Here is a 22,964-nt window from a genome sequence, read left to right as displayed (position 1 = left end):
CAGGAAATATTGTAGCATATTTCGTTATCTTTGGCAAAAGCTAAAAACAGCTACTGATTCTTGTGCCAATGCGTCAATTGCTTCGTAACGGTTACAGCTTCCTGATTATCGGGAGCTGTTTTCCGGGCTGAAGCAGCAGCAAAATTATCCACCAGCCTGGTCGTAACCCTGGTATCAACTAAAGTGCCAGGCCCGCCGACGCAGCCGCCGATGCAAGCCATACCTTCCAGAAAGTTAGCGTCGATTTGTCCCTTTTCAAGCTGAGCAACAACATTTTTACAGTTTGCCAACCCTTCGCAGCGATAAGGCTTAAGCGATACATCCGGTGCCAGTTGGGCAGCCGTATCTGCAACCGCCTGCATGACTCCTCCGGTCCGGGCAAACATATAGCCGTCCCGTGAAGCTGATACCTGATATTCCCGTTCTTCCGTTTCGGCGATATTAATGCCTGCCCCGTCCAGCATCGCCGCCATTTCTTCAAAAGTCAAAACATAGTCAACCATATCTCGGTTTTGCCATCCCTCAGCTTTCTTAGCGATGCAGGGACCAAGGAAGACAACCACGGCAGAGGGATTCTCCTGTTTGATCATTTTAGCGGTGGCAATCATGGGTGAAACTGTTGTCGATACGTGAGTCAAGCTGTCGGGCAGATGCTTTTCAATCATGGTCACAAAAGCCGGACAACAAGATGTCGTCAGATATTTTTTCTTGGCCGGCACTGCCGCAACGAATTCTTTGGTCTCTTCCAGTGTGACTATATCTGCCCCCAGTGCCACCTCTCTGACTGCCTCAAATCCGAATTGAAGCAGAGCACTGGTCACTTGACCCGGTCTGACCTTCAGACCAAATTGGCCAATAAAAGCCGGCGCTATAATCGCATAGACTGGTTTTTGGGCCTTTATAGCTTGAATCACCTGTACAATGAAGCTCCGGTCGCTAATGGCTCCAAAGGGACAGGCAACTTTGCAGGAACCGCATTGCACGCATTTGCCGTAATCAATCGCAGCCCGCCGGTCCGCAGCGGCGCTGATGGCTTTAAGATCACAGGCCCGTTCACAGGGACGGCTGATCTCGATAATTGCCCCATAAGAACATGACTTTTTACACATACCGCATTCCACACATTGGGTTTTGTCAATATAAGCCCGATTCTGAACCACCATAATTGCCTTTTTAGGACAACTGTTGATACAGTTATGCGCCAAGCAGTTTCTACAGGCATCTGTCACCATAAATTTGTCAATCGGGCAACGATCACAGGCCTCGGGTAACACCCGGACCAGCGGACCTTCTTCCATATGACCTTCCAGGGACCGGCCGGCAGATACCTGAATATCCGAGGCGATCGGCTGACTTAGGGCCATATTGATTCTGTCGCGCAGCACTGCTCTTTCTTTATGCACGCAACAACGATACCTGGGCCCGTTTTCGGTAACAACTGTACGCAGTATCTCATCCACATTGGCTTCTAATTCTCCCGCCAAAGTCATTCTGGTGATTTCAGCCCATACTTTCCGTTGGATTTTAATGACTTCCGTTACTTGCGACATGATTAACTCCTCCTTTGTCAAAACCATTCCAGTGTTACTTGCTTTCCTTTTATTTCTAATATAGTGCGCAATTTTTCCAGTACCTGAGTCTTGATGTTCATCTTCTGGGGAAAATGCGGATTCTGATGCGCCGGATTTACAGCTGTTCCTGCAAAAACCTGAATAATATCTGCCTGCAGCAGCAAGTTCGCCAATAAAGAGGCCCCATCTTTAGCCGAACTCCCTCGGTTGCCTTGGGCATCTCTAATCCGTTCCACTGTGGCATTTAAAGTCAGGACACCTTCCGTAACCAAATCAATCCCCTCGATGAAACCAATCGGCGGAATCTGCGGGTCATAATAAGAAGTATCCACACGCAATGGCCTATGGATCACTTTGCTGATGATGGCAGCCGTCGTCCCCCCCGCGGCAATTTTAACTCCCGGCTGACGCATCAGGCGTTTCACCACTTTTTCGTCTAAGGCTGCATCAGACGGCGGGCCTGTAAATAAGGTCAGGTACCGGGGCTGGCGCAATCTGATCGCGGCGGCTGTGGAGTCATCACCCGGCTTTCCTAAATAATAGCCTTCACAGCACTGCATAATTTTCTGCACAATACCTTCCGGATCCGGGGTTCCCCAACACTCGCTTTCAAGATAGTGAGCAATCCCATCCCAATTCCAGCCAAGTTTCAGCAAGCCTCCGATGCCGGCATGTATGACGCCGTCACTTACCAATACTATTATATCATCTGTTTGCAATAGCAGTTGACCTATATTAACTACTTTGTTTCCAATCAATTTGACCTGGGTGGGAAAAGGCGATACCCGACCGTTACGCAACAAATAGGCAGAAGGGCTATCGAATTCGACCACGGTAGCCTGTCCCTGATTTGTCACTTCTACAATTTGGAAGGTGGAATAGGCAATTTTTCTTTGGCTGCATACCGGCAGCGTTTCGGTAATCGTGTTTACTACTTCATCAAGCGGTATCCCCCGCTTCAACATGGAACAGGCAATCTTGGTCGTCAAAGTTGCCAGTATATTTGCTTTAACGCCGCTGCCCAAGCCATCGGAAAGCACAATAATCGTAGAATCTGCCGTGCGCGCAATTTCCAGTTTATCGCCGCACAGCTCTTCACCGACTTTGGATAGCTGGGCCACGCCGATTTCTGCATGCAACGGGTTCACTATCTTACTCCTTTTTCTTTTAATATAGAAATTAATTCTAAAAGAGTGGACTTGGTTTCAGCCGTAGTTTCGCCCAATAACCCGGCGATTTCCTGCGCTACATGCATTTGCCGGTTAATGATCTGCTTCGCTCGTTCTACCGTTTCCTGTTTCATCTCTTCCAATTCCCGGTTTCGCCTTTCCTGACCGGTGACATCGGAAAATATCAAGAAAATCAAGTTGTGTTCCGGCACAGGGACAATCATTTCCTCGGTAATTAATCCATATTCCGGGAATTCAACCCGCCGTCCCCCTACCTTGTTTCCTGTCTGCATAGCGCTCAAAACATCCGCACAATCCATATAGTCGGTTAAGCTCCGTCCTTTCATAAGGTCCTGCCGCCTGCCGAACATGCCTGCGGCCGAAGGGTTAAAAGACTGGACTGTCAATCGTTCATCCAAAACAATGATCGCATTCAGTGAATTATCAACGATAATATTGGCAAAGGACTCGGCTTTTGAACGCATATAGGGCACACAAGTGTCAATGCTGCTCATCCCCTGACAGATGGCGATAGCATTGTCGCGGCAGGAATTATAACCGCAAGCGCCGCAATTTTTTTCATCGGCTTTTGTAAGTTTCCCCGATTGCTGCATGACTTCCCGTATCTGACTTTCAGCGGGGGACACATAGTCAAGGGGGATTGCCTGATGCTGGCGTGTAAAATCCAAGCTGTCCGATACAGGATTTCGCTGTTTCAGCCCATTGTCCTTGACAAATTTCGCCACCTGGACCCGTTTGGCGGCAATTGACTGGGCATTGCCGCAGGCCGGTCCGTTAATACAGCCGCCGTCACACGCCAATGCTTCAATAAATCGCGGCGAGACCTCGCCATGGGCAAGACTGGAAAATACCGACATACACTGCCGAATCCCATCCACCGCAATCATTTCAGTATCAGTGGTCTCACAATCGACAAAAGATTTCAGTATCCCCCCGGTGATCGGGAAATACCGTGCATTGGCAAAAGCCCTCCGGTCAAAAGTATCCGTCTGCGTCACGCCGCCACCATGACGCAGCCACTCGTTCAATTGTTCAAATGTAATGACGGCGTCAATTGGCGATCCATCTTTACTGCCTTCATCAATCTTGGCAATACATGGGCCGGCAAATACAACAAAACTATCGTCCCCATACCTCTCCCTCAGAAGCTTGCCATGGGCAATCATCGGTGAAACAACCGGTGCTAAGTTAGAGACTAGTTCAGGATAATATTTTTCGATGAGATTGACGATAACCGGGCAACAAGCTGATATCAGCGTTTGGTCCCTTGTTTCTAAAGAAGAACGATAGAAAGAGGAGACGACTTCGGCTCCGACCGCTGTTTCCTCAATCACCGCTGCCCCCAGTCTTCTCAATGCTGCCAACAACTGCCCGGGAGAATACTCCGGAAAGGAAGCGATAAAAGAGGGAGCCAAGCTCACTAGAACCCGCTTCCCGGCGGCAATCGCTTCTTTAACGGCAGCAACCTGATCGTTCACCTGCTTAGCATGCTGCGGGCATTCCACAACACACTCCCCGCAAAGAATACACCGGTCATCGATTAATCTGGCCTGCCCTTTCTCTATGGCGATCGCCTTCACTGGACAGGAACGTACACAACGGTGGCAATCTTTGCAATTTACCTTTTGCGTAGTGATTGGCTTCATGTACCGTCACGCCCCAGTACTTTTTCAGCAAAAAGGTCATAGACCTTCTCCTGAGAAACATTTGTTATAATTTCGTTCCCGATTTTAATGACGACGCCTTCTGTGCAGTACCCCTGGCAGAAATTCCCTTCTAAATCCACAGCCCCCTGTACCTGATACTTATCAATCAACGCAATAAAGGCGTTCAGAACTCCATGGGCGCCACGCAAATGACAGGCACTGCCAACACAAATGGATATTCTAATCATTGCCGCACCTCGTCTAAAGTAATTGTGATTTTTTTCACTTCTTTTTTGAGCTACGCTAATTGTACTGTATCAGATAAAAACCTGCAATAACTATTTTTTTGCCAAAAGCAAAGCCCCCACTGTTAAAAGCGGGAGCCCTTAGAATTTAGAATCACCCGATTAAAGTCTGAATTTCTCGATGGCATCTTCCAAATGAGTTGCAGAGTCGGCCAGTTCCTTAGCTGCCCGCGCTATTTCCTCCATGGAGGCAGTGATTTCCTCAGCAGCAGCGGCAGTACCTTCCGCATTGGAACTGGATTGTTTAGCAATCTCAGCAATAGACTCGGTACTGGTGAGAACCTGTTTCGTATCGCCAACCTGCTTAATAACCGCCAAATCAATTTCTTTAATCGCCTGTACGCTGCTGTTGACTTGAGCCAGTATGCCCGTCAAAGTATCGCCAGCCAGTTGAATGACCTCTACACCCTGGCTTACCTTTAAACTACCGGTCTCCATTGCATCAATAGTCTGTCCGGTCTGTTCCCTGATCTCATAGATGATCTGAGAAATCCGGCGGGCGGCCTGCTCGGACTGCTCGGCTAATTTTCTCACCTCGTCCGCAACTACTGCAAAGCCGCGTCCTTGGTCTCCCGCTCGGGCCGCTTCAATGGCCGCATTTAAAGCCAACAAATTCGTTTGGCCGGCAATGCCGGTAATCACATCCACAATTTGCCCAATCTGAGTACTTTTTTCGCCTAAACTGCTAACAGCCCTCGAAGTGTTTAAAGTTACCTCTTTTATTTCATTGATATTACTTACAGCACTGCCAGTAGCAGCTTCCCCGCTTTGCGCCGCCTTAGCCATTTCCTGAGAAATTCCCGAAGCAAAACGCGCTTTTTCCGCAACAAGCTGCGCCGTATGATTAAGATCAGTCACGATCCCGACTGTAGTGACCACCTCTTGGGTTTGCTTGTGAGAATCTTCCACGAAATCCGTAATTGTACCGGTAATTTGTACAATAGCCTTTTCGGCTTGCGCCGACGTGGCTGAAAGTTCTTGAGCCGATGCGGCCACACGTTCAGCTGTGCCGGCAATCTGACGGATCAAATCCCGCAGATTATGTGCCATCTGATTAAATGATGCAGCCAACTGCCCGATCTCGTCACCAGACTGAACATCTACCACCACACTTAAATCGCCGCGGGATATTCTACCTATAGCATCAACCAATTTGGTCACTGGCTTGGTAAAAAAACCTGCCGCCAGCACTCCCATCACAGCTGCTACCAGAATGGCTGCTACCGATATGGCAATGCCTGTCCACATGATCCAATTGGCGCCAGCCATGGCTTCTTTCATGGATTGCTGCACAACCAACCCCCAACGGGACATTGGCACAAAACTATATCCGGCTAATTTTTCTTCTCCCTGCCACTGATAACTGACCACGCCAATCTGACCCTTAATCGCTCGTGAAACAGCTTCTAGCGCCGTTAAATCCTCTTGTTTTTCCACCAGGGCTGCATCCGGATGCGCCAATGCCTTGCCCTGGCGGTCTACTAGAAAGGCGTAGCCTGTTTCGCCGATTTTTGTTTGCCCTATGCGATTGCTCAGATAATTTAAATCAACAACCCCCAACAAGACCCCTTTTAAGCTATTGGAAGAATCCCTTAACGGCACGGCAAGGATAATGGACATCAATCCCGTACCTTTAGCCTTAACCACATCTGAAATCACAAAATTGGCGCCGCTTACAATTTCCCGGAAGTAATCCCGGTCATCTATTTTAGCCAGCTGCCCCACAGTGCGGACAGTCTGAACGCCCCTGGAATCGGCAACAATCAGCGAGGTCATATCCGCATACTGATTGGCCACATTACGCAACACAGGCAATTGCTGCGCCGGATCCATCGATTGGATCGCCGGATTTTGAGACATAATCAATAACAGTTTGATTTTCGCATCCAGCATCTGATCGACCTCACCGGCCAGGGCAATAGCAGTCCGATGATTGGCCTCAAAAGTCTCATCGCGCAAAGATGAGTGGCTGAACCAGGATGTAATCAATGTCGTAGCCAATAGCGGCACAGCGGTAATCAGTATGAAAAACAGAGTCAACTTAGTTCGCATACGCATATTCGACAATCGCATCAATATCCCCCCGCCTCCACTGATTGATAAAAACATACATTAACACCATATATTAGAATCATTATATATTAATTTTTCCAACACAACAACATGTAAATGTTTATAATACAATATTTGACCGGATCCCTTATGTAATTTTTTAAGTTTTATCAAATGATAAAGATTTTTGACGAATTCAGTCGAATGATCCCAAAAGACGCCCAAAGGCTCCTTTTGTCAGGTTTAATCAATTATTATAAAACACGATTAACAGTATAGGTATCGAAAATTTAAGGAGGTATATAAGATGCAAGGTTCTAAGGTTATCGACTTATTGCTGAGAGAGTACGAAAGAATAACCAATATTGAGCAGATGTACAACAATAAATTAAAACAAATGAACGAAGCTGATTTCAATTTTCCTAATATCCGGCATATCGTAGAACGACTGGCATATGACAAGCTATTTATTGAAAAAACTTTCGCAGCCAACGGATTAAATCTGGATATGCTTCTCAGCCAGGCAAAGTAGGCGCTCCTGCTATAAATTCACAAAAAACCGACTTTGCCAAAAGCCGGTTTTTTTTAGATATAATTAATCATTTTCGCCACAGAGTTCAATTATGGTTAAAAATAAACAAACGGCGCCTGATTTTTTATCAAACGCCGCTTACTTGCTGGTGCCGAAGGCCGGACTCGAACCGGCACGTGGGGTGACCACGCTTGATTTTGAGTCAAGTGCGTCTGCCAATTCCGCCACTTCGGCATATTCATGATCCTATTGGACAAAGAGTATTTTATCATCCCCGCAACTAAAAGTCAACCAGTTTTAAAAAATAAACGTTGGAGCAGACGCAGGAAATGGGCCTTGATTCGTAAAACTATTCAGGTATCTAAAGCTAAAGGAGACTTAAGGAATGCCCAGCAAAACAATCAACGGTCACGCCATTGATTATACCGTCATAATCAGTACCAGACGAACGAGTTCAGCCCGTCTGAAAATAACTTCATCCACCACACTGGAGATTACCATCCCCAGCAATTATGATGCAAAAAAAATCGATCATCTGCTCATCCAAAAGAGTGCCTGGATTTCACGTACCACCGAACGCTTAAAGGGTTGTGAAGCTGCGGCGGGTCAGCTGATACAGCCGGGAATGGAGTTACCTCTTCACGGTCAGATGCACCAAGTAGTCCTGCATGAATCCACTCACCATCCAGGCATTACCTTGGCGGATAATCAAAGAATTCTCCTACGGCATCAGCCGGGCCAAACGGGTCAGGATGTTCTGAAAAAGATTCTGGTAATTTGGTATCGGCGTATGGCGTACCAGACTCTGCGGGAAAAAACAGAATATTGGGGCGGGATTATCGGCGCCCGCCCCAATAAAATAACCATCCGTGACCCCAAAACCCGCTGGGGCAGCTGCTCCGCAAGGGCGGCTATCAGCTACAGTTGGCGTATCATCATGGCGCCGGAATGTGTTATTGATTATCTGGTGGTTCACGAACTCTGCCACCTGCGAATTCCGAATCATTCCACCCAATACTGGGCTTTTTTAGCCCGCTATATTCCTGATTATGAGGAACAGAGGCGCTGGCTCAAGCAAAACGGACATCTGATCATGAGTCTTTTGGGCAAATAATGTAGACTTTTTCCCGATTATGCCTGACGGCAGGAAATATCGCTTACCGAAAGAATACAGTTAACGAACTATCTAATAATACTTTAATGTTGTACTTGGAGGAATACCGGCATGAAATACAAATTGCTTATTGTGACTGCCCTTCTGACCATAATGACCTTTTTCGGAGCCAGCGCTGTTGCCGTTCCTGTTGCCAGTGCCGGAACCATCACTGTTCAGGGAAACAGTCAAATCGAAGTCCTGACTGACCAGGCTTCTATTGGTATCGGCGTTGTCACCACCGGAAAAACAGCCGAGGACGCCCAGACAGAAAATGCCCGCCTAGCCGCCACAGTACAACAAAAACTATTGGATATGGGAATTGCAAAAGACAAACTGCGCACCGTGCAATACGCAGTTTCCCCCATACACACGGAACAGGGTAAAGAAAACAAGGTTCCGATGATCGCCGGCTATCGTGTCAGCCACACCGTTATTGCTGTTGTAAATGACATGAATCAAATCGGCGCCATTATTGACGGCTCTTTCTCCGCCGGCGCCAATCAAATTGTGGACTTGAATTTCAGCCGCAGCGACGATGCCCAGCTAAAACGCCAGGTATTGCAGGCCGCCCTCCGGGATGCTAAAGGTAAGGCCGAAGCATTGGCAACAGCCCTCGGTAAAAAACTGGGTAAAGTAGTATCCATCCAGGAAGGAGGGGTCTCAGTGCAAGTTCCCGAATACCAGCACCGCTATCTCCTCAAAGCCGACGGGATTCCCACGACCCCCATCTTGCCCGGTTCCATACAAATATCCGCTTCCGTCGTGATTGTATTTGAAATCGAATAATCAATCCGCTCAGAAAAAACTCCCGGCCAGTCTAGACTGGCCGGGAGTTTTCCATTTTGTAATGCCGGTTTAAATTACCGAATCATCAAGAATGAAACTGCCGAATGCGCCTGCCAATAACTAAAGCCAGCAAGCCCCCGGCAATTGCCGTCACAAGCTGAGGCCAGCTCATGACAAAAATGATCATCGCCGCCTGTTTTGCCGCCAGTCCTGTCAGAGGGACCAGCCAGGCAAAGGCAAAGTACAGGGAGGCCGCTTTCAGCATGGCTGCTATAATTACTGCCGGCAGATTGCCCCGCCGGAAAATTTTATAAAAGGATCCGGCATAAATCATATTTCCCACGGCCACCGGAATGATAAACAGCGGCAATAGCAATAGCTGCTGAAAATAAGCAACAACCGGGGTCAATACCCCGACAATCATGCCCGGCCATACACCAGCCGTTCGAACCGCTACAATGATTGTAGCATTTACCAAAGTACCGATCAAAACGGTGGAAAAGAACACCGGCACAGGCAGGTAAAAACGCAGCGACTGGAACAAAAGAGCCAGCGCAAGCAGCAATGCCGTTCTGGTCAAAATTCGATAAGCCATCGTCAACGGTCTCCTTTATTTATGCCACTTATATCGCATATTGGGGCGCCGTGGCCCCCGACGCTTCCATAACAACCACATGACAATCGCCAAAGAGATTAATGTACCAAACAAACCGCTGATCCAGCCCAGATCAACTAATATATTAATAAATGTCAGTCCGCTCAAAAAGATCATGCTGGTCTTCATATCCACATAGGGATAACGCCGTAACACCAAATAACAAATACCGAGAGTAACCAAATCAATTACAACCCAAACAAGCCGGTTCAAAAAAACATATTTGATCACGCTGCTGCCTAACATGACCACAATTAATTCCAGCCAAACCTGACTCACGATATTAGCCTCCCTGCAAGTTGCTTTAAGACGATTTTATAATGCCTATTTTACATTCTGTCATTTGCCGTTCACTCAAAAAAATATATTACAAAAAGCTATCTGTATTATATTTTTAAAAATTTTTGCACATACTGAATAATAACAAAGAAAAAGGAGTGAATGCCATGGATTTTTCATTTACGCTATTTCAGCCCCGAAAAGAACGCATTGCAAAAGATACACCTTCAGTCACAGTGAGTCCCAACGGCCGCATCGTATTTAACAAAAAGGCTGCAGAACTGTTAGCAAATCAACAGTTCTGCATGCTCGGCTATGATCAGCAAAATCATGCTCTGGGGATACTCCCCTTATCCGAAGGGAATACCAATTCGTTCCCAGTGCGTTATGCGGCCAAAGGCGCCTATATCGGGGCCAAAAAATTCTTCCGACACTTTTCCATTCTTCCCGCCGGAGCGCTGGAGCAAAGTCCGGTTCAGGTCGAGCAGTACATAGCCATTAAAATGTAGGGGAGCGTTGAAAAAGGCCCATCTGCGTCACTTCAGCCTCCTGCGGGCGGGCGTTCGACGTACCCCCGAACGTACAGTCTCACGCCCGTCCTCGTCGCGCTGCATCAGAATCCGTAACTTTTCGGGAAAGTGGCAGTAGTGGGTGCTTTCTCCCGAGCCGAAAAGTCTCTTGAATTCTTCGCTAGTACGGAAACGCGAGCGTTTCTCTGACCTAGCATCTGAACCTTTTTGAACGCTCCCTGTTTCGAGGCCGCAGATGAGACTGGCAACAAAACTCCCCACTAGAGTAGAGCAAGTTTAAATAGCCTGCTTTACTCTTTTTCTTTTATTAATTACGTTGACATTCGATGTCAATCAATTTGTTGAAAGCTTGCTGCAGCTTGCGGGTAACTGCTCCGACCTGACCGTTGGCAACGGGATTGTTGTCCATGGTGACAACTGGCACAATTTCGGTATTAGTGCCGCAGACAAACGCCTCATCGGCGCCGCCGGCAAAGGATGTGTTAAACGCTTTCTCGATAACTGGCAATCCCAGTTCCGGCGCTATCTTTTCCACAATCAGCGTGCGGGTAACGCCTTTCAAAATAAGATTTCCCAGAGGATGGGTCCAAAGCACCCCGTCTTTTACAATCATGAAATTGCTGCTGGAGCCCTCAGTAATAACACCGTCCCGGATCATAACCGCCTCAAAACATCCTGCCTCTTTAGCCTTTTGCTTGGCCATAAGATTGCCCAGCAAATTCAGGGATTTTATATCGCAGCGCAGCCATCGTTCATCCGGGGCAAAGAGAATTTTAGCCCCGGTTTCCCGCAAAGAGGCATTGGCGGAACCAGCGGGACGGATGGACATGGTCAGTTTGGGCACAACGTTTTCAGGGAAGTTATGAGCCCGCGGCGCTACTCCCCGGGTAATTTGCAGGTAAACACCGCCGTCTTTAATGCCGCTTTCGGCAATAAGCAACTGATGAAACTGCTGTAATTCTTCCGCAGTCCAGACAGCGGGTATTCTGAGCTCGCGCAGCGACCGGTACAGGCGTTCCCTATGCTGTGCAAACGCAAACAATCTGCCGTTATAGACCTTGGTCACCTCATAGACCCCATCCCCAAACTGGTAACCCCTGTCTTCCATGGATATTATTGGTTCATCCAAGCTAACGATCATTCCATCCACTAATCCTAGTGGTTTCATAGTATACCCCCCTTAAAAAATTCATATCGCATCATCCAGCTTTAGTGTTTTAGAATCTAAAAACACCATGCGATTGATATCCGTTTCGGAAAAAAGCAGCGGGTCCATCAGAGGCAAATCTGCCGGCAGCTTTTTTTTCGGGAGAAGTCCACGAGTTTGTTTCCAGTAGAGCAATAAAAGCTGAAAAAATTTTTTAGCCGATTTACAGCTGATAGCCCGTGCAGGATCTCCGCTCCAATATTGATAAAATTCTCCCGCCACATCATAGATCGTCGCCAGCATTTGCTGTCTGGCGGCAAAATTGAAAAGGCTGATGCATTCTTTTACCAAAATAAACAAGGCCTTTTGACGGAACGCACTGCGTACATTCTCACCAAATTTCAATTCGGCCAATAAAAATTTTCGTCCGGCATCCAATAAGGGATAAATTAAAGGAAAGGCTTGCTGACTACCACTCTGATCCACGGCCAACTTAGCCAGTTTGGCGGCGCAGCTTACCGCCAGAGTCCAGTTCGCAACATTTTCGGTTCTCTTGCCTAACTCCAGGATATGCCCAACCACCGCGGCGGCCAGCTTGCTTTTGGGGTTCAAGCTTACCACGCCGGCTAAATTGTGCCATTCCCGCAGCAGCCGCTCAATGGATTCATCTTGCAATGCCCTGCGGTCAGCCAAGTGCAAGACAAAATCCGCTAAGACCGCAAACAGCGTCTCATTATCCGTCTGCAGGATACGATGCATCCAGACGGATAATGCGGCCAGAATTTCATCGACAATAATGCTGTGGGGTTTAGCAATGACAAAGACGGCAAAGCGAGTTGTCATTTCCCGAAAAAACTCTGTATCCTGCCGCCTGAGAGCATAACCGCCAAGGACCTTTAAAGACCGTATTACGGCAATGACACTGTCCGGCCTATGGGTGGTCCACTCAACTTTTTCCAGCATAGCAAACAGTATTTCCGCCGCCTTAGTTGCCAGAAACGGCTGCTTTTCCCGGGCAGCGACAGTACCGATCACCAACAGCTGCTCTGCGGCCATAACCGATGACTCCACGGGTAAACGGCGCAGCATATTGCGATACGCGTCCAGCAAAGCTGCCGCCAGATCTGTCTTTTCCTGGCGTACCAAACTCACAGCCAGTGTCATTAAATGGATGGGCTCATCCGGACGAATGCACCCCTCGCCGTAAGCCAATTTAAGAAGATCAAGCAATTTATAAGTTTCTGCTACGTCATTCGTAATGAGACTATCCTGAATCAATTGGTAAATCCGGCGCAAAAAGGAGGTTTCCCCTTTTGCGTCTCTTGGCTGCTGTCGGGCAAGTTTATCGAGTTTTTTGGCCAGGGAACGGGCTTGCCATGATAATTGCCGGGAGCGGCGCCAGAAAGAGAAAACTGCATACCCCAACACGATAATAACCAATAACCACCAATACCTCATAGTTGTCCTCCGCTCAACGGCTCAAGCTCACATTATCTGGCGTTAATCTCACCTTGATACAACAGGCCACGCGCTGCATCAACCGTAACAACAGTTCCGTCAGCTAACTTTTCTACAACGCCCGTAACCCCGACCAATACCGGCAGTCCATAACTGACGCCAACAATGGCCGCATTGGATGTCAAACCGCCCTCCTCGGCCACAATGGCCGCAGCCTGAGCCGCGTAAGGGGCAGTTTCTTCATCCACACTGGCAATCACCAGTATATCTCCTGGCCGGAAGTTTTGTTTGATCTCCGCCAAGGAATGAACAACGCAAACTTTACCGGTGACGGCCTTCTGTCCAATACCGGTGCCGCGCATCAGTACATTGGCCACTACATGAACCCGGATCAGATTGGTGGTGCCGGATGTTCCTATCGGCACACCGGCAGTGATGACCACCAGATCGCCTTCCTTTACCTCACCGGTAGCAATTGCACCGCTAACCGAATTGGTCAGCATTTCATCCGTATTTTTCGAGCTGCTGCCCAATACCGGATGGACACCCCATAAAAGCAGCATACGGCGTACAGTCTTAGCATGAGGAGTCACTGCTACAATCGAAGCTTGGGGGCGGTATTTGGAAACCATGCGGGCCGTATAGCCTGATTCCGTAGATGTAATAACCGCTGCGGCCCCCAGATTTTGGGCAATTTGAACGGTAGCATGACTGATGGCGTCGGTAGTGGAATGCTCACAAACCATTCCTTTAGTTAGTAATATTTCATTGTAATTCAACGCTGCCTCTGTCCGGACCGCGATCCTGGCCATAGTTTCCACCGCTTCCACCGGATAAGAGCCGGAAGCGGTTTCGCCGCTCAGCATAATGGCATCCGATCCGTCCATGATCGCATTGGCAATGTCGCTGGCTTCCGCCCGGGTGGGCCGGGGATTGGCAAGCATGGACTCCAGCATTTGCGTGGCAGTGATGACCGGCTTGCCGGCCTTATTGGCCTTGGCAATCAACATTTTTTGCACCAGCGGCACATCTTCAGTGGGGATTTCTACGCCCAAATCGCCGCGGGCTACCATAATTCCATCCACAACATTCAAAATCTCATCAATGTTTTTTACACCTTCGGCATTTTCGATCTTGGCGATAATCTCCATGGTCGCGCCGGATTCTTCCAATATTCTGCGGATCGCCAGCACATCGGCCGCCCGTTGGATGAAGGAAGCAGCGATATAGTCCATATCCTGCTCAATGCCAAAAAGAATATCTGCAACATCTTGCGGCGATATAGGCGGCAAACTGACTCCTACTCCCGGCGCAGCCACCCGCTTATTATCACTGATGGGACCGCCGTTTTGCACACGTGTGATAATATCGTCCCCGTCAATCCGTTCGACCACCAGGCCAATCAAGCCATCCGACAATAAGATGATATTGCCTGGCGCCACCTCACGCGGCAACAGCTTATGGTTTACCGATACGATTTCAGCCGTTCCAGGTATATCTCTGGCTGTTAAAATAAATTGCTGCCCTTTTTCTAAGTTCACCTTCCCCTCAGCAAATTTGCCCAGGCGCATCTCAGGCCCTTTGGTATCCAGCATCAAGCCAATCGGCCTGTTTAAGCTGGCTGCCGCACTGCGGACCATAGCGATTCTCTGGGCATGATCTTCATGCTTGCCGTGAGAAAAATTAAATCGGGCTACATTCATTCCCGCTTGCATCATTCTCTCTAAAATGCCGGGCTTATCCGTACTGGGTCCAACGGTACAAACAATTTTCGATTTTTTGTTCAAGCGGATCATCTCCTAATATTCAGTAAATCTACAACGAAAATCATACCCCAGTGATATTGTGGCACAAAACGGAGGTTGCTTCTTCGGCCTCAGATTCTAAAACAAGTATTTCGTATAATCCGTCACCCAGCATGGAAACACCGGCAGGTCTGGAGTCCGCCAATATCCCTTCCCGACACAATAATTTCTTGATATTGTCCGATTGTAACCGATTGGCTGCAATATAAACGACTGTCCACATTGCGCAACCCCCCGCGATGTATTTATTCAAATGCTCCGGTAAACTCCTGCCAGCTTTTCAAATACTAACCCATTTGACAGAAAGAATAAAAAATCCTTTTTTATTGCCGGCCGGTTACCAGGGGCAAGCAGCCGGCACCTTAAATCCATTTACTTTATCAGTGGCAAAATCGCTTTAAACTCCTTGCCTTCCGCCCGTTCCAACCATTCGTACAAAGCGATCTCACTGCTGCTGATAATCGCTCCCGCCTGACGCATCTTCTCGATGCCAATCTCTTTATTCTGCGGGCTGCGGGAACCTACCGCATCTGTCACAATATGTACATTATAACCCCGTTTTAAAGCGTCTAAAGCGGTTTGGTTCACACAAATATGAGCTTCAATGCCGACGATCACCAAGGATTTTGCCGCCGCTGCATTGAGTTTCGCTTCAAATCCCGCTGTCGCAAAGCAGCTGAAGGTCGTTTTCTCCAAAGGCTGCCATGGTTCAATCAGTGAGGCAATGTCGCCGTGAGTCGGCCCCAAACCGCGGGGATACTGCTCGGTGACTACAATAGGCACATTGAGGATCTTGGCGAACTTAACCATATTCACTGTGGCGGACAAAACAGACTCCCAGTCATAAATTGCCGGCAGCAATTTTTCCTGAACATCGATCACCACCAGGGCACTGTATCCTCTATCCAGTTTAAAAGCATGTCCCATATTTATATCAACCTCGCTTTTTTATTTTTCCTTATATTGTACCATATACCAGAAAATAAACAAAACTCCTGCAGGGAGACTGTTGAAAAAGAATCATCTGCGTCCCGGAAAATTTAAAAGGCGCCTGCGGTGGCAGACGCCTTTGCCGGAATAAACTACTTGCCGGTAAATTTGGCCGGCCGCTTTTCCACAAAAGCGGCCATGCCTTCTTTTTGATCGCCGGTAGCGAAGCACAGACCGAATACTTCGGCCTCATAGGCAACGCCGGAATCCAGATCCACATCAAGCCCTTCATTAACGGCCGCTTTGCAAACCTGAACCGCCACCGGCGCCCTCGACATTATTTTTTGCGCCAGGGCTTTGGCCGCATTCAACAGTTCTTCAGGCGCCGTCACTTTATTCACCAGGCCGATGCGATAAGCCTCCTGGGCATCAATCAGATCTCCGGTAAACAATAGTTCCTTGGCGCGGCCTTTTCCTACCAGCCGGGACAAACGCTGGGTACCGCCGAATCCGGGCGTAATCCCCAAAGAAACTTCCGGCTGGCCGAATTTCGCCTTTTCGGAGGCAATCCGTATATCACAAGCCATAGCCAGCTCGCAGCCACCGCCGAGAGCAAAACCGTTTACAGCGGCAATCACCGGTTGGGGCAGCTTTTCAATCTTATCGAAAGTAGCCTGCCCGAATTTTCCCCAGTTGCGGCCTTCCACCGCTGACATAGGCTGCATTTCGGTAATATCCGCTCCCGCTACAAACGACTTTTCGCCGCTGCCGGTAATGATGACCACTTGCACGGTCGGATCAGCGGCAATCTGATCCATTAGATGGCTGATTTCTTTCATGAGGGCGGCGTTCAGCGCATTCAGCGCTTTGGGGCGGTTCAAGGTTACAAATCCAATTCCCCCGTCTTTTTCATACAAGAGATTACTGTACTCCATTGCCCTTTCCCTCCTATTTTATTTACTGTAGTCGTAGAAGCCTCTGCCGGTTTTGCGGCCCAGATATCCGGCCTGAACCATCTTCTTCAATAACGGGCAGGGACGATATTTGGGATCGCCATAACCCTGATATAAAACTTCCATAATATAGAGAATGGTGTCATTGCCGATCAGGTCGGACAAAGCCAAAGGTCCCATAGGATGATTAAAGCCCAGCTTGGCCACTGTATCAATATCCTCAGCACTGGCTACGCCTTCCATCAGAGCAAAAACCGCTTCATTAATCATCGGTATCATGATCCGGTTGCCGACAAATCCGGGGAAGTCGGAAACCTTGACCGGTGTTTTCCCTAATTTTTCAGCAAAAGCTCTCACAGCTTCATAGGTCTCGGTGCCGGTGGCCAATCCGTTGATGATTTCGACTAATTTCATAACCGGCGCCGGATTGAAAAAATGCATGCCGATGATTTTGTCCGGGCGTTTGGTGGTGGCTGCCACAGCGGTTATCGGCAAAGATGAGGTATTGGTTGCCAGGATGGTGTGGGGCGGGCAGAGCTTATCTAATGTTTGGAAAATATCCCGCTTAATATCCATATTTTCCACGGCCGCTTCCACAACCAGATCCACGTTGCAAGAATCTGCTGTGAAGTCCACCACGCCGCTGATCCGTTTCATGGCGGCTTCTTTTTCCTCAGCGGTCAGCTTGCCTTTTTCCACTGATTTAGCCAAATTTTTTTCAATGCCGGCGATTCCTTTTTGAACGAATTCTTCTTTAATATCGCGCAGTACTACTTCCACACCGTTCTGAGCCATAATCTGAGCGATGCCGCTTCCCATTTGGCCGGCTCCGACGATGAGCACCCGTTTAAATTCCATGTGATACCCCTCCTCATTATGTGAATAGTATGATTATACAGGAAAGCCTTCCTCGCAACGAACCGCTTTCGCCGCGAGGAAAGGCTTTATGCATTACTTCTTCATTACAGTGGCTTTACCGTCAGTAACCACGACTCCTGCTTGATTTGTGACGGTAGTTTTTAAAATCAGCCGGTTCTTGCCTTCGATTTTCTCGATCACTTCAACAGTCGCCGTTACTGTATCGCCAATCTTGACCGGCGCTTTGAACGCAAGTTCCTGTCCCAGATAAATGGTATTGGCTCCCGGCAGGGTAGTACCCAGTACGGCGGAAATGAATCCCGCCGATAACATGCCATGGGCGATCCGCTCCTTGAACATGGTTTGTTTGGCAAACTCAGCATTAATATGAACGGGGTTAAAATCACCGGTTACGCCGGCAAAGGTATACACGTCATACTCAGTCACTGTTTTACTGACACTGGCCTTGTCACCGACTTTTATATCAGCGAATGCGATATCCTGGACCATACCAATTCCTCCGTTCAAGGGCCAGCCAACCATGCTTGGGTTAACCGGCTTTTATTTTTTTAAATTCCTCCGTGAGTATGGGCAGTACTTCCATGACATCGCCCACAATCCCATAATCGGCCATTTTAAAGATCGGCGCATCCGGATCTTTATTAATAGCAATAATGATATCGGAAGAAGACATGCCGGCCAGATGCTGAATAGCGCCGGAAATGCCGCAGGCAAAGTAAATTTTCGGTCCGACTGTCTTGCCGGTCTGTCCCACTTGATTCAATGCCGATTTCCAGCCCGCATCAACAGCGGCACGGGATGCTCCTACGGCAGCGCCCAGTACATCGGCAAGCTGATCAATCAGGCAGAAGTTTTCAGGGGTGCACATGCCGCGGCCGCCCGCAACAATAACTTCCGCTTCTTCCAGGTTGACGGATGCAGTGGCTATGCGAATCACATCAACCAGTTTAGTGCGGATATCTTCCGCTTTTACCTTGCTGGCCACACGTACGATCTCACCGGTTCGAGAGAAATCCTGTTCCGGACGCTTGAACACTTTGGGCCGTACCGTACCCATCTGGGGACGATGCTCCGGGCAAAGAATCGTAGCCATGATATTGCCGCCAAGAGCCGGACGAGTCCAGGCAATTAAGCCGGTTTTTTCATCAATATCAAGTCCGGTGCAATCCGCGGTCAGACCGGTAGAAACCCGGCAGGAAACCCGCGGTCCCAGATCCCGTCCGTCATTGGTCGCACCCAAAAGGATGGCGGTCGGCTTATAAGTCTGAATCAAATCAGTAAACACAGCGGCATAACCATCGGTACTGTAATGGGCCAGTTCCGGAGCATCTACCAGATAGACCTTATCGGCGCCGCTGGCAAACACTTCTTTGGCCAAGGCTTCCACATTATGACCAATAATAACCCCGGCCAGTTCCTGGCCCAACTTGTCTGCCAGCATGCGGCCCTGAGCTAAAAGCTCATGACCGACGCCGCGGGCTTGCCCGTCCACTTGTTCAATATAGACCCATACGCCTTTATAAGCGTTCTTATCAATTTCTGCCATGTTGTTTCTCCTCCTTACACAATTTTCGCTTCCGTCAGCTTTTGTATGAGCAGGCCGACAGCTTCGCGAGCGGTTTCCGCTTGGATTACTTCACCCTGAGTACGGGAAGGAGGAACAAAAATCTTGCGGACTTGAGTTGGCGATCCTTTCAGACCGAGCTTCGCCGCATCGACCTCCAGGTCGTTGACTGTCCACACCGGGATCTCCTTGCGGTTTGCTTTCATCGTACCTTTAACAGTAGGATACCGGGGCTCGTTGATAGATTTTACCACTGTAAGCAATGCGGGCATGGAAATTTCGAGAACCTCATAGCCTTCTTCATGCTCCCGTTCCACTCGCAGGATATTGCCGTCGGCTTCCACTTTGGATACATAAGTAACCTGAGGGATACCCAGGTGTTCGGCAATTTCCGGACCAACCTGAGCGGTATCGCCGTCAATGGCTTGTTTACCGCAGATAACCAGGTCAACCTTGCCCAGCTTTTTGATTGCGCTGGCGAGGGTATAACTGGTGGCCAGCGTGTCCGCACCGCCAAATGCCCTGTCGCTGATCAGAATGGCTTCATCGGCACCCATTGCCAGGCACTCTTTTAAGGCATCCTTTGCCTGTGGCGGTCCCATAGAAATGACCGTAATTTTTCCATCATGCTTTTCTTTGAGCTGCAGAGCAGCCTCAACTGCGTTTTTGTCAAATGGATTGACAATGCTGGGCACTCCCTGACGAATCAGCGTATTCGTCTCTGGGTCGACTTTGATCTCAGCGGTGTCAGGCACCTGCTTGACGCATACAACAATTTCCAATTTCAAGCCCTCCTGTTAGTACTTAACATTCACACCGTTTATTGTATCGCAAAATGGGGCGAAATTAAATACACTACCGAAAGAATTAGCGTAAAATCGCCCCGGAAACAACAATGCGCTGAACTTGGTTGGTACCTTCATAAATTTGCGTGATTTTGGCATTGCGCATCAGGCGTTCAACCGGATACTCACGGCTGTAGCCATATCCGCCAAAAATCTGTACCGCATCGGTCGTAACAGCCATAGCAGCATCGGACGCATACATTTTAGCCATGGCTGCTTCCTTGGAATAGGACAGGCCTTTTTCCTTCAGATACGCCGCCCGGTAGACCAGCAAACGGGATGCTTCCACTTTGGTAGCCATGTCTGCCAGCATAAAGGCAATCGCCTGCTGGGTGGCAATAGGCTTGCCAAACTGCACCCGTTCTTTGGAATACTTAATAGCATGATCCAGCGCAGCCTGGGCAATGCCAAGGGCTTGCGCGGCGACGCCAATCCGACCGCCGTCCAGAGTGGTCATGGCGATCTTGAAACCGTCCCCTTCTTTGCCCAGCATATTAGCTACCGGCACTTTTACATCCTGGAAGACCAGTTCCATGGTCAGGGAGGTGTGAATCCCCAGCTTATGTTCTTTTTTGCCAAAGGTGAATCCCGGCATTCCTTTTTCCATGATAAAGGCCGAAATACCTTTGACCCCTTTGCTTTTGTCGGTCATAGCGAATACCACATAGGTTTCGGCTTCACCGGCATTAGTAATGAAGATCTTGCTGCCGTTGATGACATAATGATCCCCCTGCAGTACGGCGACTGTCTGCTGCGATGCCGCATCGGTACCGGCATTGGGTTCGGTCAGGCCGAAGGCGCCCATGTGTTTTCCTTCCAGCATCGGTCTTAAATACTTCTTCTTTTGTTCTTCCGTGCCATACTTGTAAATTGGCCAGGCGCACAGGGATACTGTCGCCGACAGGGTAATTCCCAGACCATCGTCTACTTTCGACAACTCTTCGATCGCCAGAATGTAACTTAAGACATCGGACCCGGCGCCGCCGTACTCTTCAGGAAAGCAAATGCCGGTAAATCCGAGGTCGCCCATAGCGTCATACAGTTTACGGGAAAACTCATCGTTCTCATCCCGTTCCACCACACTGGGGGCTACTTCTTTTTCCGCAAATTCCCGCACCATTTTTTGCATCATTACCTGTTCTTCCGTCAGTTCAAATACCATGATAACTTTCCTCCCTTTCGTTTAAGCCTTTTGCCACTATAACCCTTCCTGGTTACTATGATAGTACATCTGGCCAAAATGGCAAGATGTTTTTGTGAAATTTATCACATTGCTTTTTCTTTTTGTGCCAACAGTCAAGCTATTGGCGCAATTCCGGAGATTTTGCAGTATATAAGTTTCAAAAATCAACGCTGCGTCAGGTTTACAGACGTTCTACAATAGTAGCCACACCCTGGCCGCCGCCAATGCAAAGTGTGGCCAAGCCAAGTTTCGCATTGCGCTGACGCAGCGCATACAGCAGAGTAACCAGAATACGCGCTCCGCTGGCGCCGATGGGATGACCGATAGCGATAGCGCCGCCATGAACATTGAGTTTGTCTTTCGGGAAGCCCAGTTCCTTGCCGACTGCCAGGAACTGGGCGGCAAAAGCCTCATTGGCCTCGATCAGATCTAAGTCATTGACCGTTAATCCCGCTTTGGCCAGAGCTTTGCGCGTAGCCGGAACAGGGCCCATTCCCATGATGGAAGGATCCACGCCGCCGGCGCCGTAGGAGCGAATCTTGGCCAGCGGCTTCACGCCCAATTGTTTGGCTTTTTCCGCTGACATGATCACCAGAGCGGCAGCGCCGTCGTTAATGCCGGAAGCGTTGCCGGCTGTAACGCCGCCATCCTTCTTAAAAGCCGGCTTCAAGCCGCAGAGAGCGACAGCGGTTGTCCCGGCTTTGGGGTACTCGTCAGTCTCAAATACAACGTCCCCTTTTTTGCCTTTAATGGTAACAGGTATGATTTCATCTTTGAAAGCGCCGCTCTGAATGGCTTTTACCGCTTTTTCCTGGGATTCGGCAGCCAGTTGGTCCTGTTCTTCTCTGGTAATACTGAATTTAGCCGCTACGTTTTCGGCGGTAATGCCCATGTGATAATCATTAAAAGCGCACCATAATCCATCCTGGATCATCACGTCCTGGACTTTGGCGTGCCCCATGCGGTATCCCCAGCGAGCCTTGCTGTCCAAAACATACGGCGCATTGGTCATGCTTTCCATACCGCCGGCTACGATGATATCGGCATCTCCCAGCATAATCGCCTGAGCTGCCAGGTTCACGGCCTTAAGACCTGAACCGCACACTTTGTTAATCGTATAGGAAGGCACTTCCACCGGCAAGCCGGCTTTGATCGCAGCCTGCCGGGCAGGGTTCTGTCCCAGTCCTGCCTGCAGCACATTGCCCATAATGACTTCCTCGACGGTTTCACCCGCTACCCCTGCCCTCTTTACAGCCTCTTCAATAACAATTTTGCCCAGTTCCGGGGCAGACAGGGATGCGAGGGACCCGTTGAAAGTCCCTACAGGTGTACGGACTGCACTGGCAATAACAGCTTCTCTCATTTAAATACCATCTCCTTCAAAATAATACTTTGCACATCCATTTTATCACTAACCCCTTTGGGTTAGCAATAAACCTTTAACGCAATATTTCCGCTAGCAAAAATTATTAATTCATTCTTAATTCAATTACGATAT

The 22,964-nt window shown here is 48.8% G+C and carries 23 protein-coding genes and 1 tRNA gene; 4 read left to right on the top strand and 20 right to left on the bottom strand.

All coding sequences use genetic code 11. The features are described from left to right. Positions 1 to 50: 50 nt before the first annotated feature. From ALO_RS20185 to ALO_RS20165, 5 genes are all read right to left on the bottom strand, one after another. Positions 51 to 1,550: a 4Fe-4S dicluster domain-containing protein gene (locus ALO_RS20185; protein WP_004099977.1), complete on the bottom strand. Its 1,500-nt coding sequence runs from the start codon at positions 1,548 to 1,550 to the stop codon at positions 51 to 53. A 17-nt stretch (positions 1,551 to 1,567) separates the two neighbouring features. After that, positions 1,568 to 2,719 carry a SpoIIE family protein phosphatase gene (locus ALO_RS20180; RefSeq protein WP_004099974.1) on the bottom strand — a complete coding sequence of 384 codons (1,152 nt, stop codon included), beginning with the start codon at positions 2,717 to 2,719 and terminating at the stop codon, positions 1,568 to 1,570. After that, entirely contained in the window at positions 2,719 to 4,407 is a 1,689-nt protein-coding gene (locus ALO_RS20175; protein WP_040294042.1) for a [Fe-Fe] hydrogenase large subunit C-terminal domain-containing protein, read from the bottom strand. Before ALO_RS20175 ends, ALO_RS20180 begins: the two co-directional genes overlap by 1 nt. Further along, positions 4,404 to 4,715 carry a (2Fe-2S) ferredoxin domain-containing protein gene (locus ALO_RS20170; RefSeq protein WP_274428316.1) on the bottom strand — a complete coding sequence of 104 codons (312 nt, stop codon included), beginning with the start codon at positions 4,713 to 4,715 and terminating at the stop codon, positions 4,404 to 4,406. Before ALO_RS20170 ends, ALO_RS20175 begins: the two co-directional genes overlap by 4 nt. 99 nt (positions 4,716 to 4,814) lie before the next feature. Continuing rightward, on the bottom strand, positions 4,815 to 6,785 hold the full coding sequence (locus ALO_RS20165; protein ID WP_040294041.1) for a methyl-accepting chemotaxis protein: 1,971 nt from the start codon (positions 6,783 to 6,785) through the stop codon (positions 4,815 to 4,817). 286 nt (positions 6,786 to 7,071) lie between these two features. Between ALO_RS20165 and ALO_RS20160 the strand changes: the two genes are divergently transcribed. Next, entirely contained in the window at positions 7,072 to 7,296 is a 225-nt protein-coding gene (locus ALO_RS20160; protein ID WP_004099964.1) for a hypothetical protein, read from the top strand. A gap of 146 nt (positions 7,297 to 7,442) precedes the next feature. On the opposite strand, the gene ALO_RS20155 is transcribed toward ALO_RS20160, so the two are convergent. After that, a tRNA-Leu gene (locus ALO_RS20155) sits at positions 7,443 to 7,530 on the bottom strand. Positions 7,531 to 7,681: 151 nt separating this feature from the next. Between ALO_RS20155 and ALO_RS20150 the strand changes: the two genes are divergently transcribed. Both ALO_RS20150 and ALO_RS20145 read left to right on the top strand, forming a co-directional pair. Then, positions 7,682 to 8,410, top strand: coding sequence for a M48 family metallopeptidase (locus ALO_RS20150; protein WP_004099963.1), 729 nt, complete (start codon positions 7,682 to 7,684; stop codon positions 8,408 to 8,410). A 111-nt stretch (positions 8,411 to 8,521) separates the two neighbouring features. Further along, complete coding sequence (locus tag ALO_RS20145) at positions 8,522 to 9,238, top strand: SIMPL domain-containing protein (RefSeq protein WP_004099959.1); 717 nt, start codon at positions 8,522 to 8,524, stop codon at positions 9,236 to 9,238. 85 nt (positions 9,239 to 9,323) lie between these two features. On the opposite strand, the gene ALO_RS20140 is transcribed toward ALO_RS20145, so the two are convergent. Further along, positions 9,324 to 9,833 (bottom strand): hypothetical protein, encoded by a 510-nt coding sequence (locus ALO_RS20140; protein WP_004099956.1) that lies wholly within the window; start codon positions 9,831 to 9,833, stop codon positions 9,324 to 9,326. 15 nt (positions 9,834 to 9,848) lie between these two features. Further along, positions 9,849 to 10,172, bottom strand: a complete 324-nt coding sequence (locus tag ALO_RS20135) for a hypothetical protein (protein WP_004099954.1) — start codon at positions 10,170 to 10,172, stop codon at positions 9,849 to 9,851. Positions 10,173 to 10,339: 167 nt separating this feature from the next. Here ALO_RS20135 and ALO_RS20130 point away from each other — a divergent pair, with 167 nt between their 5' ends. Continuing rightward, a complete protein-coding gene (locus ALO_RS20130) occupies positions 10,340 to 10,681 on the top strand; it encodes a hypothetical protein (protein ID WP_004099951.1) in 342 nt (113 codons plus the stop codon). Between the two features lie 328 nt (positions 10,682 to 11,009). Here ALO_RS20130 and dat read toward each other — a convergent pair whose 3' ends face one another. From dat to ALO_RS20070, 12 genes are all read right to left on the bottom strand, one after another. Further along, positions 11,010 to 11,870, bottom strand: a complete 861-nt coding sequence (dat, locus tag ALO_RS20125) for a D-amino-acid transaminase (RefSeq protein WP_040294040.1) — start codon at positions 11,868 to 11,870, stop codon at positions 11,010 to 11,012. A gap of 21 nt (positions 11,871 to 11,891) precedes the next feature. Continuing rightward, the gene (locus ALO_RS20120; protein ID WP_004099946.1) at positions 11,892 to 13,307 is read right to left on the bottom strand and encodes a hypothetical protein; all 1,416 of its coding nucleotides are present in this window, start codon (positions 13,305 to 13,307) and stop codon (positions 11,892 to 11,894) included. Positions 13,308 to 13,339: 32 nt separating this feature from the next. Next, positions 13,340 to 15,103, bottom strand: a complete 1,764-nt coding sequence (pyk, locus tag ALO_RS20115; protein WP_040294039.1) for a pyruvate kinase — start codon at positions 15,101 to 15,103, stop codon at positions 13,340 to 13,342. Between the two features lie 31 nt (positions 15,104 to 15,134). After that, entirely contained in the window at positions 15,135 to 15,335 is a 201-nt protein-coding gene (locus ALO_RS20110; protein ID WP_004099941.1) for a hypothetical protein, read from the bottom strand. Between the two features lie 149 nt (positions 15,336 to 15,484). Further along, positions 15,485 to 16,039 (bottom strand): hydrolase, encoded by a 555-nt coding sequence (locus tag ALO_RS20105; RefSeq protein ID WP_004099938.1) that lies wholly within the window; start codon positions 16,037 to 16,039, stop codon positions 15,485 to 15,487. Between the two features lie 155 nt (positions 16,040 to 16,194). After that, the gene (locus ALO_RS20100) at positions 16,195 to 16,977 is read right to left on the bottom strand and encodes a short-chain-enoyl-CoA hydratase (RefSeq protein ID WP_004099937.1); all 783 of its coding nucleotides are present in this window, start codon (positions 16,975 to 16,977) and stop codon (positions 16,195 to 16,197) included. An 18-nt stretch (positions 16,978 to 16,995) separates the two neighbouring features. After that, positions 16,996 to 17,853, bottom strand: coding sequence for a 3-hydroxybutyryl-CoA dehydrogenase (locus ALO_RS20095; protein WP_004099936.1), 858 nt, complete (start codon positions 17,851 to 17,853; stop codon positions 16,996 to 16,998). 93 nt (positions 17,854 to 17,946) lie between these two features. Beyond that, a complete protein-coding gene (locus tag ALO_RS20090; RefSeq protein WP_004099934.1) occupies positions 17,947 to 18,363 on the bottom strand; it encodes a MaoC family dehydratase in 417 nt (138 codons plus the stop codon). Between the two features lie 40 nt (positions 18,364 to 18,403). Next, positions 18,404 to 19,420, bottom strand: a complete 1,017-nt coding sequence (locus ALO_RS20085; protein WP_004099929.1) for an electron transfer flavoprotein subunit alpha/FixB family protein — start codon at positions 19,418 to 19,420, stop codon at positions 18,404 to 18,406. A 14-nt stretch (positions 19,421 to 19,434) separates the two neighbouring features. Then, on the bottom strand, positions 19,435 to 20,220 hold the full coding sequence (locus ALO_RS20080; protein WP_004099928.1) for an electron transfer flavoprotein subunit beta/FixA family protein: 786 nt from the start codon (positions 20,218 to 20,220) through the stop codon (positions 19,435 to 19,437). An 85-nt stretch (positions 20,221 to 20,305) separates the two neighbouring features. Further along, positions 20,306 to 21,445, bottom strand: a complete 1,140-nt coding sequence (locus ALO_RS20075; RefSeq protein WP_004099927.1) for an acyl-CoA dehydrogenase — start codon at positions 21,443 to 21,445, stop codon at positions 20,306 to 20,308. A 202-nt stretch (positions 21,446 to 21,647) separates the two neighbouring features. Continuing rightward, positions 21,648 to 22,829, bottom strand: a complete 1,182-nt coding sequence (locus ALO_RS20070) for an acetyl-CoA C-acetyltransferase (RefSeq protein ID WP_004099926.1) — start codon at positions 22,827 to 22,829, stop codon at positions 21,648 to 21,650. Positions 22,830 to 22,964 lie beyond the last annotated feature (135 nt).

Source organism: Acetonema longum DSM 6540 (assembly GCF_000219125.1).
Taxonomy (GTDB): Bacteria; Bacillota; Negativicutes; order Sporomusales; family Acetonemataceae; genus Acetonema; species Acetonema longum.
This window is presented reverse-complemented; position numbering and strand designations above follow the sequence as displayed.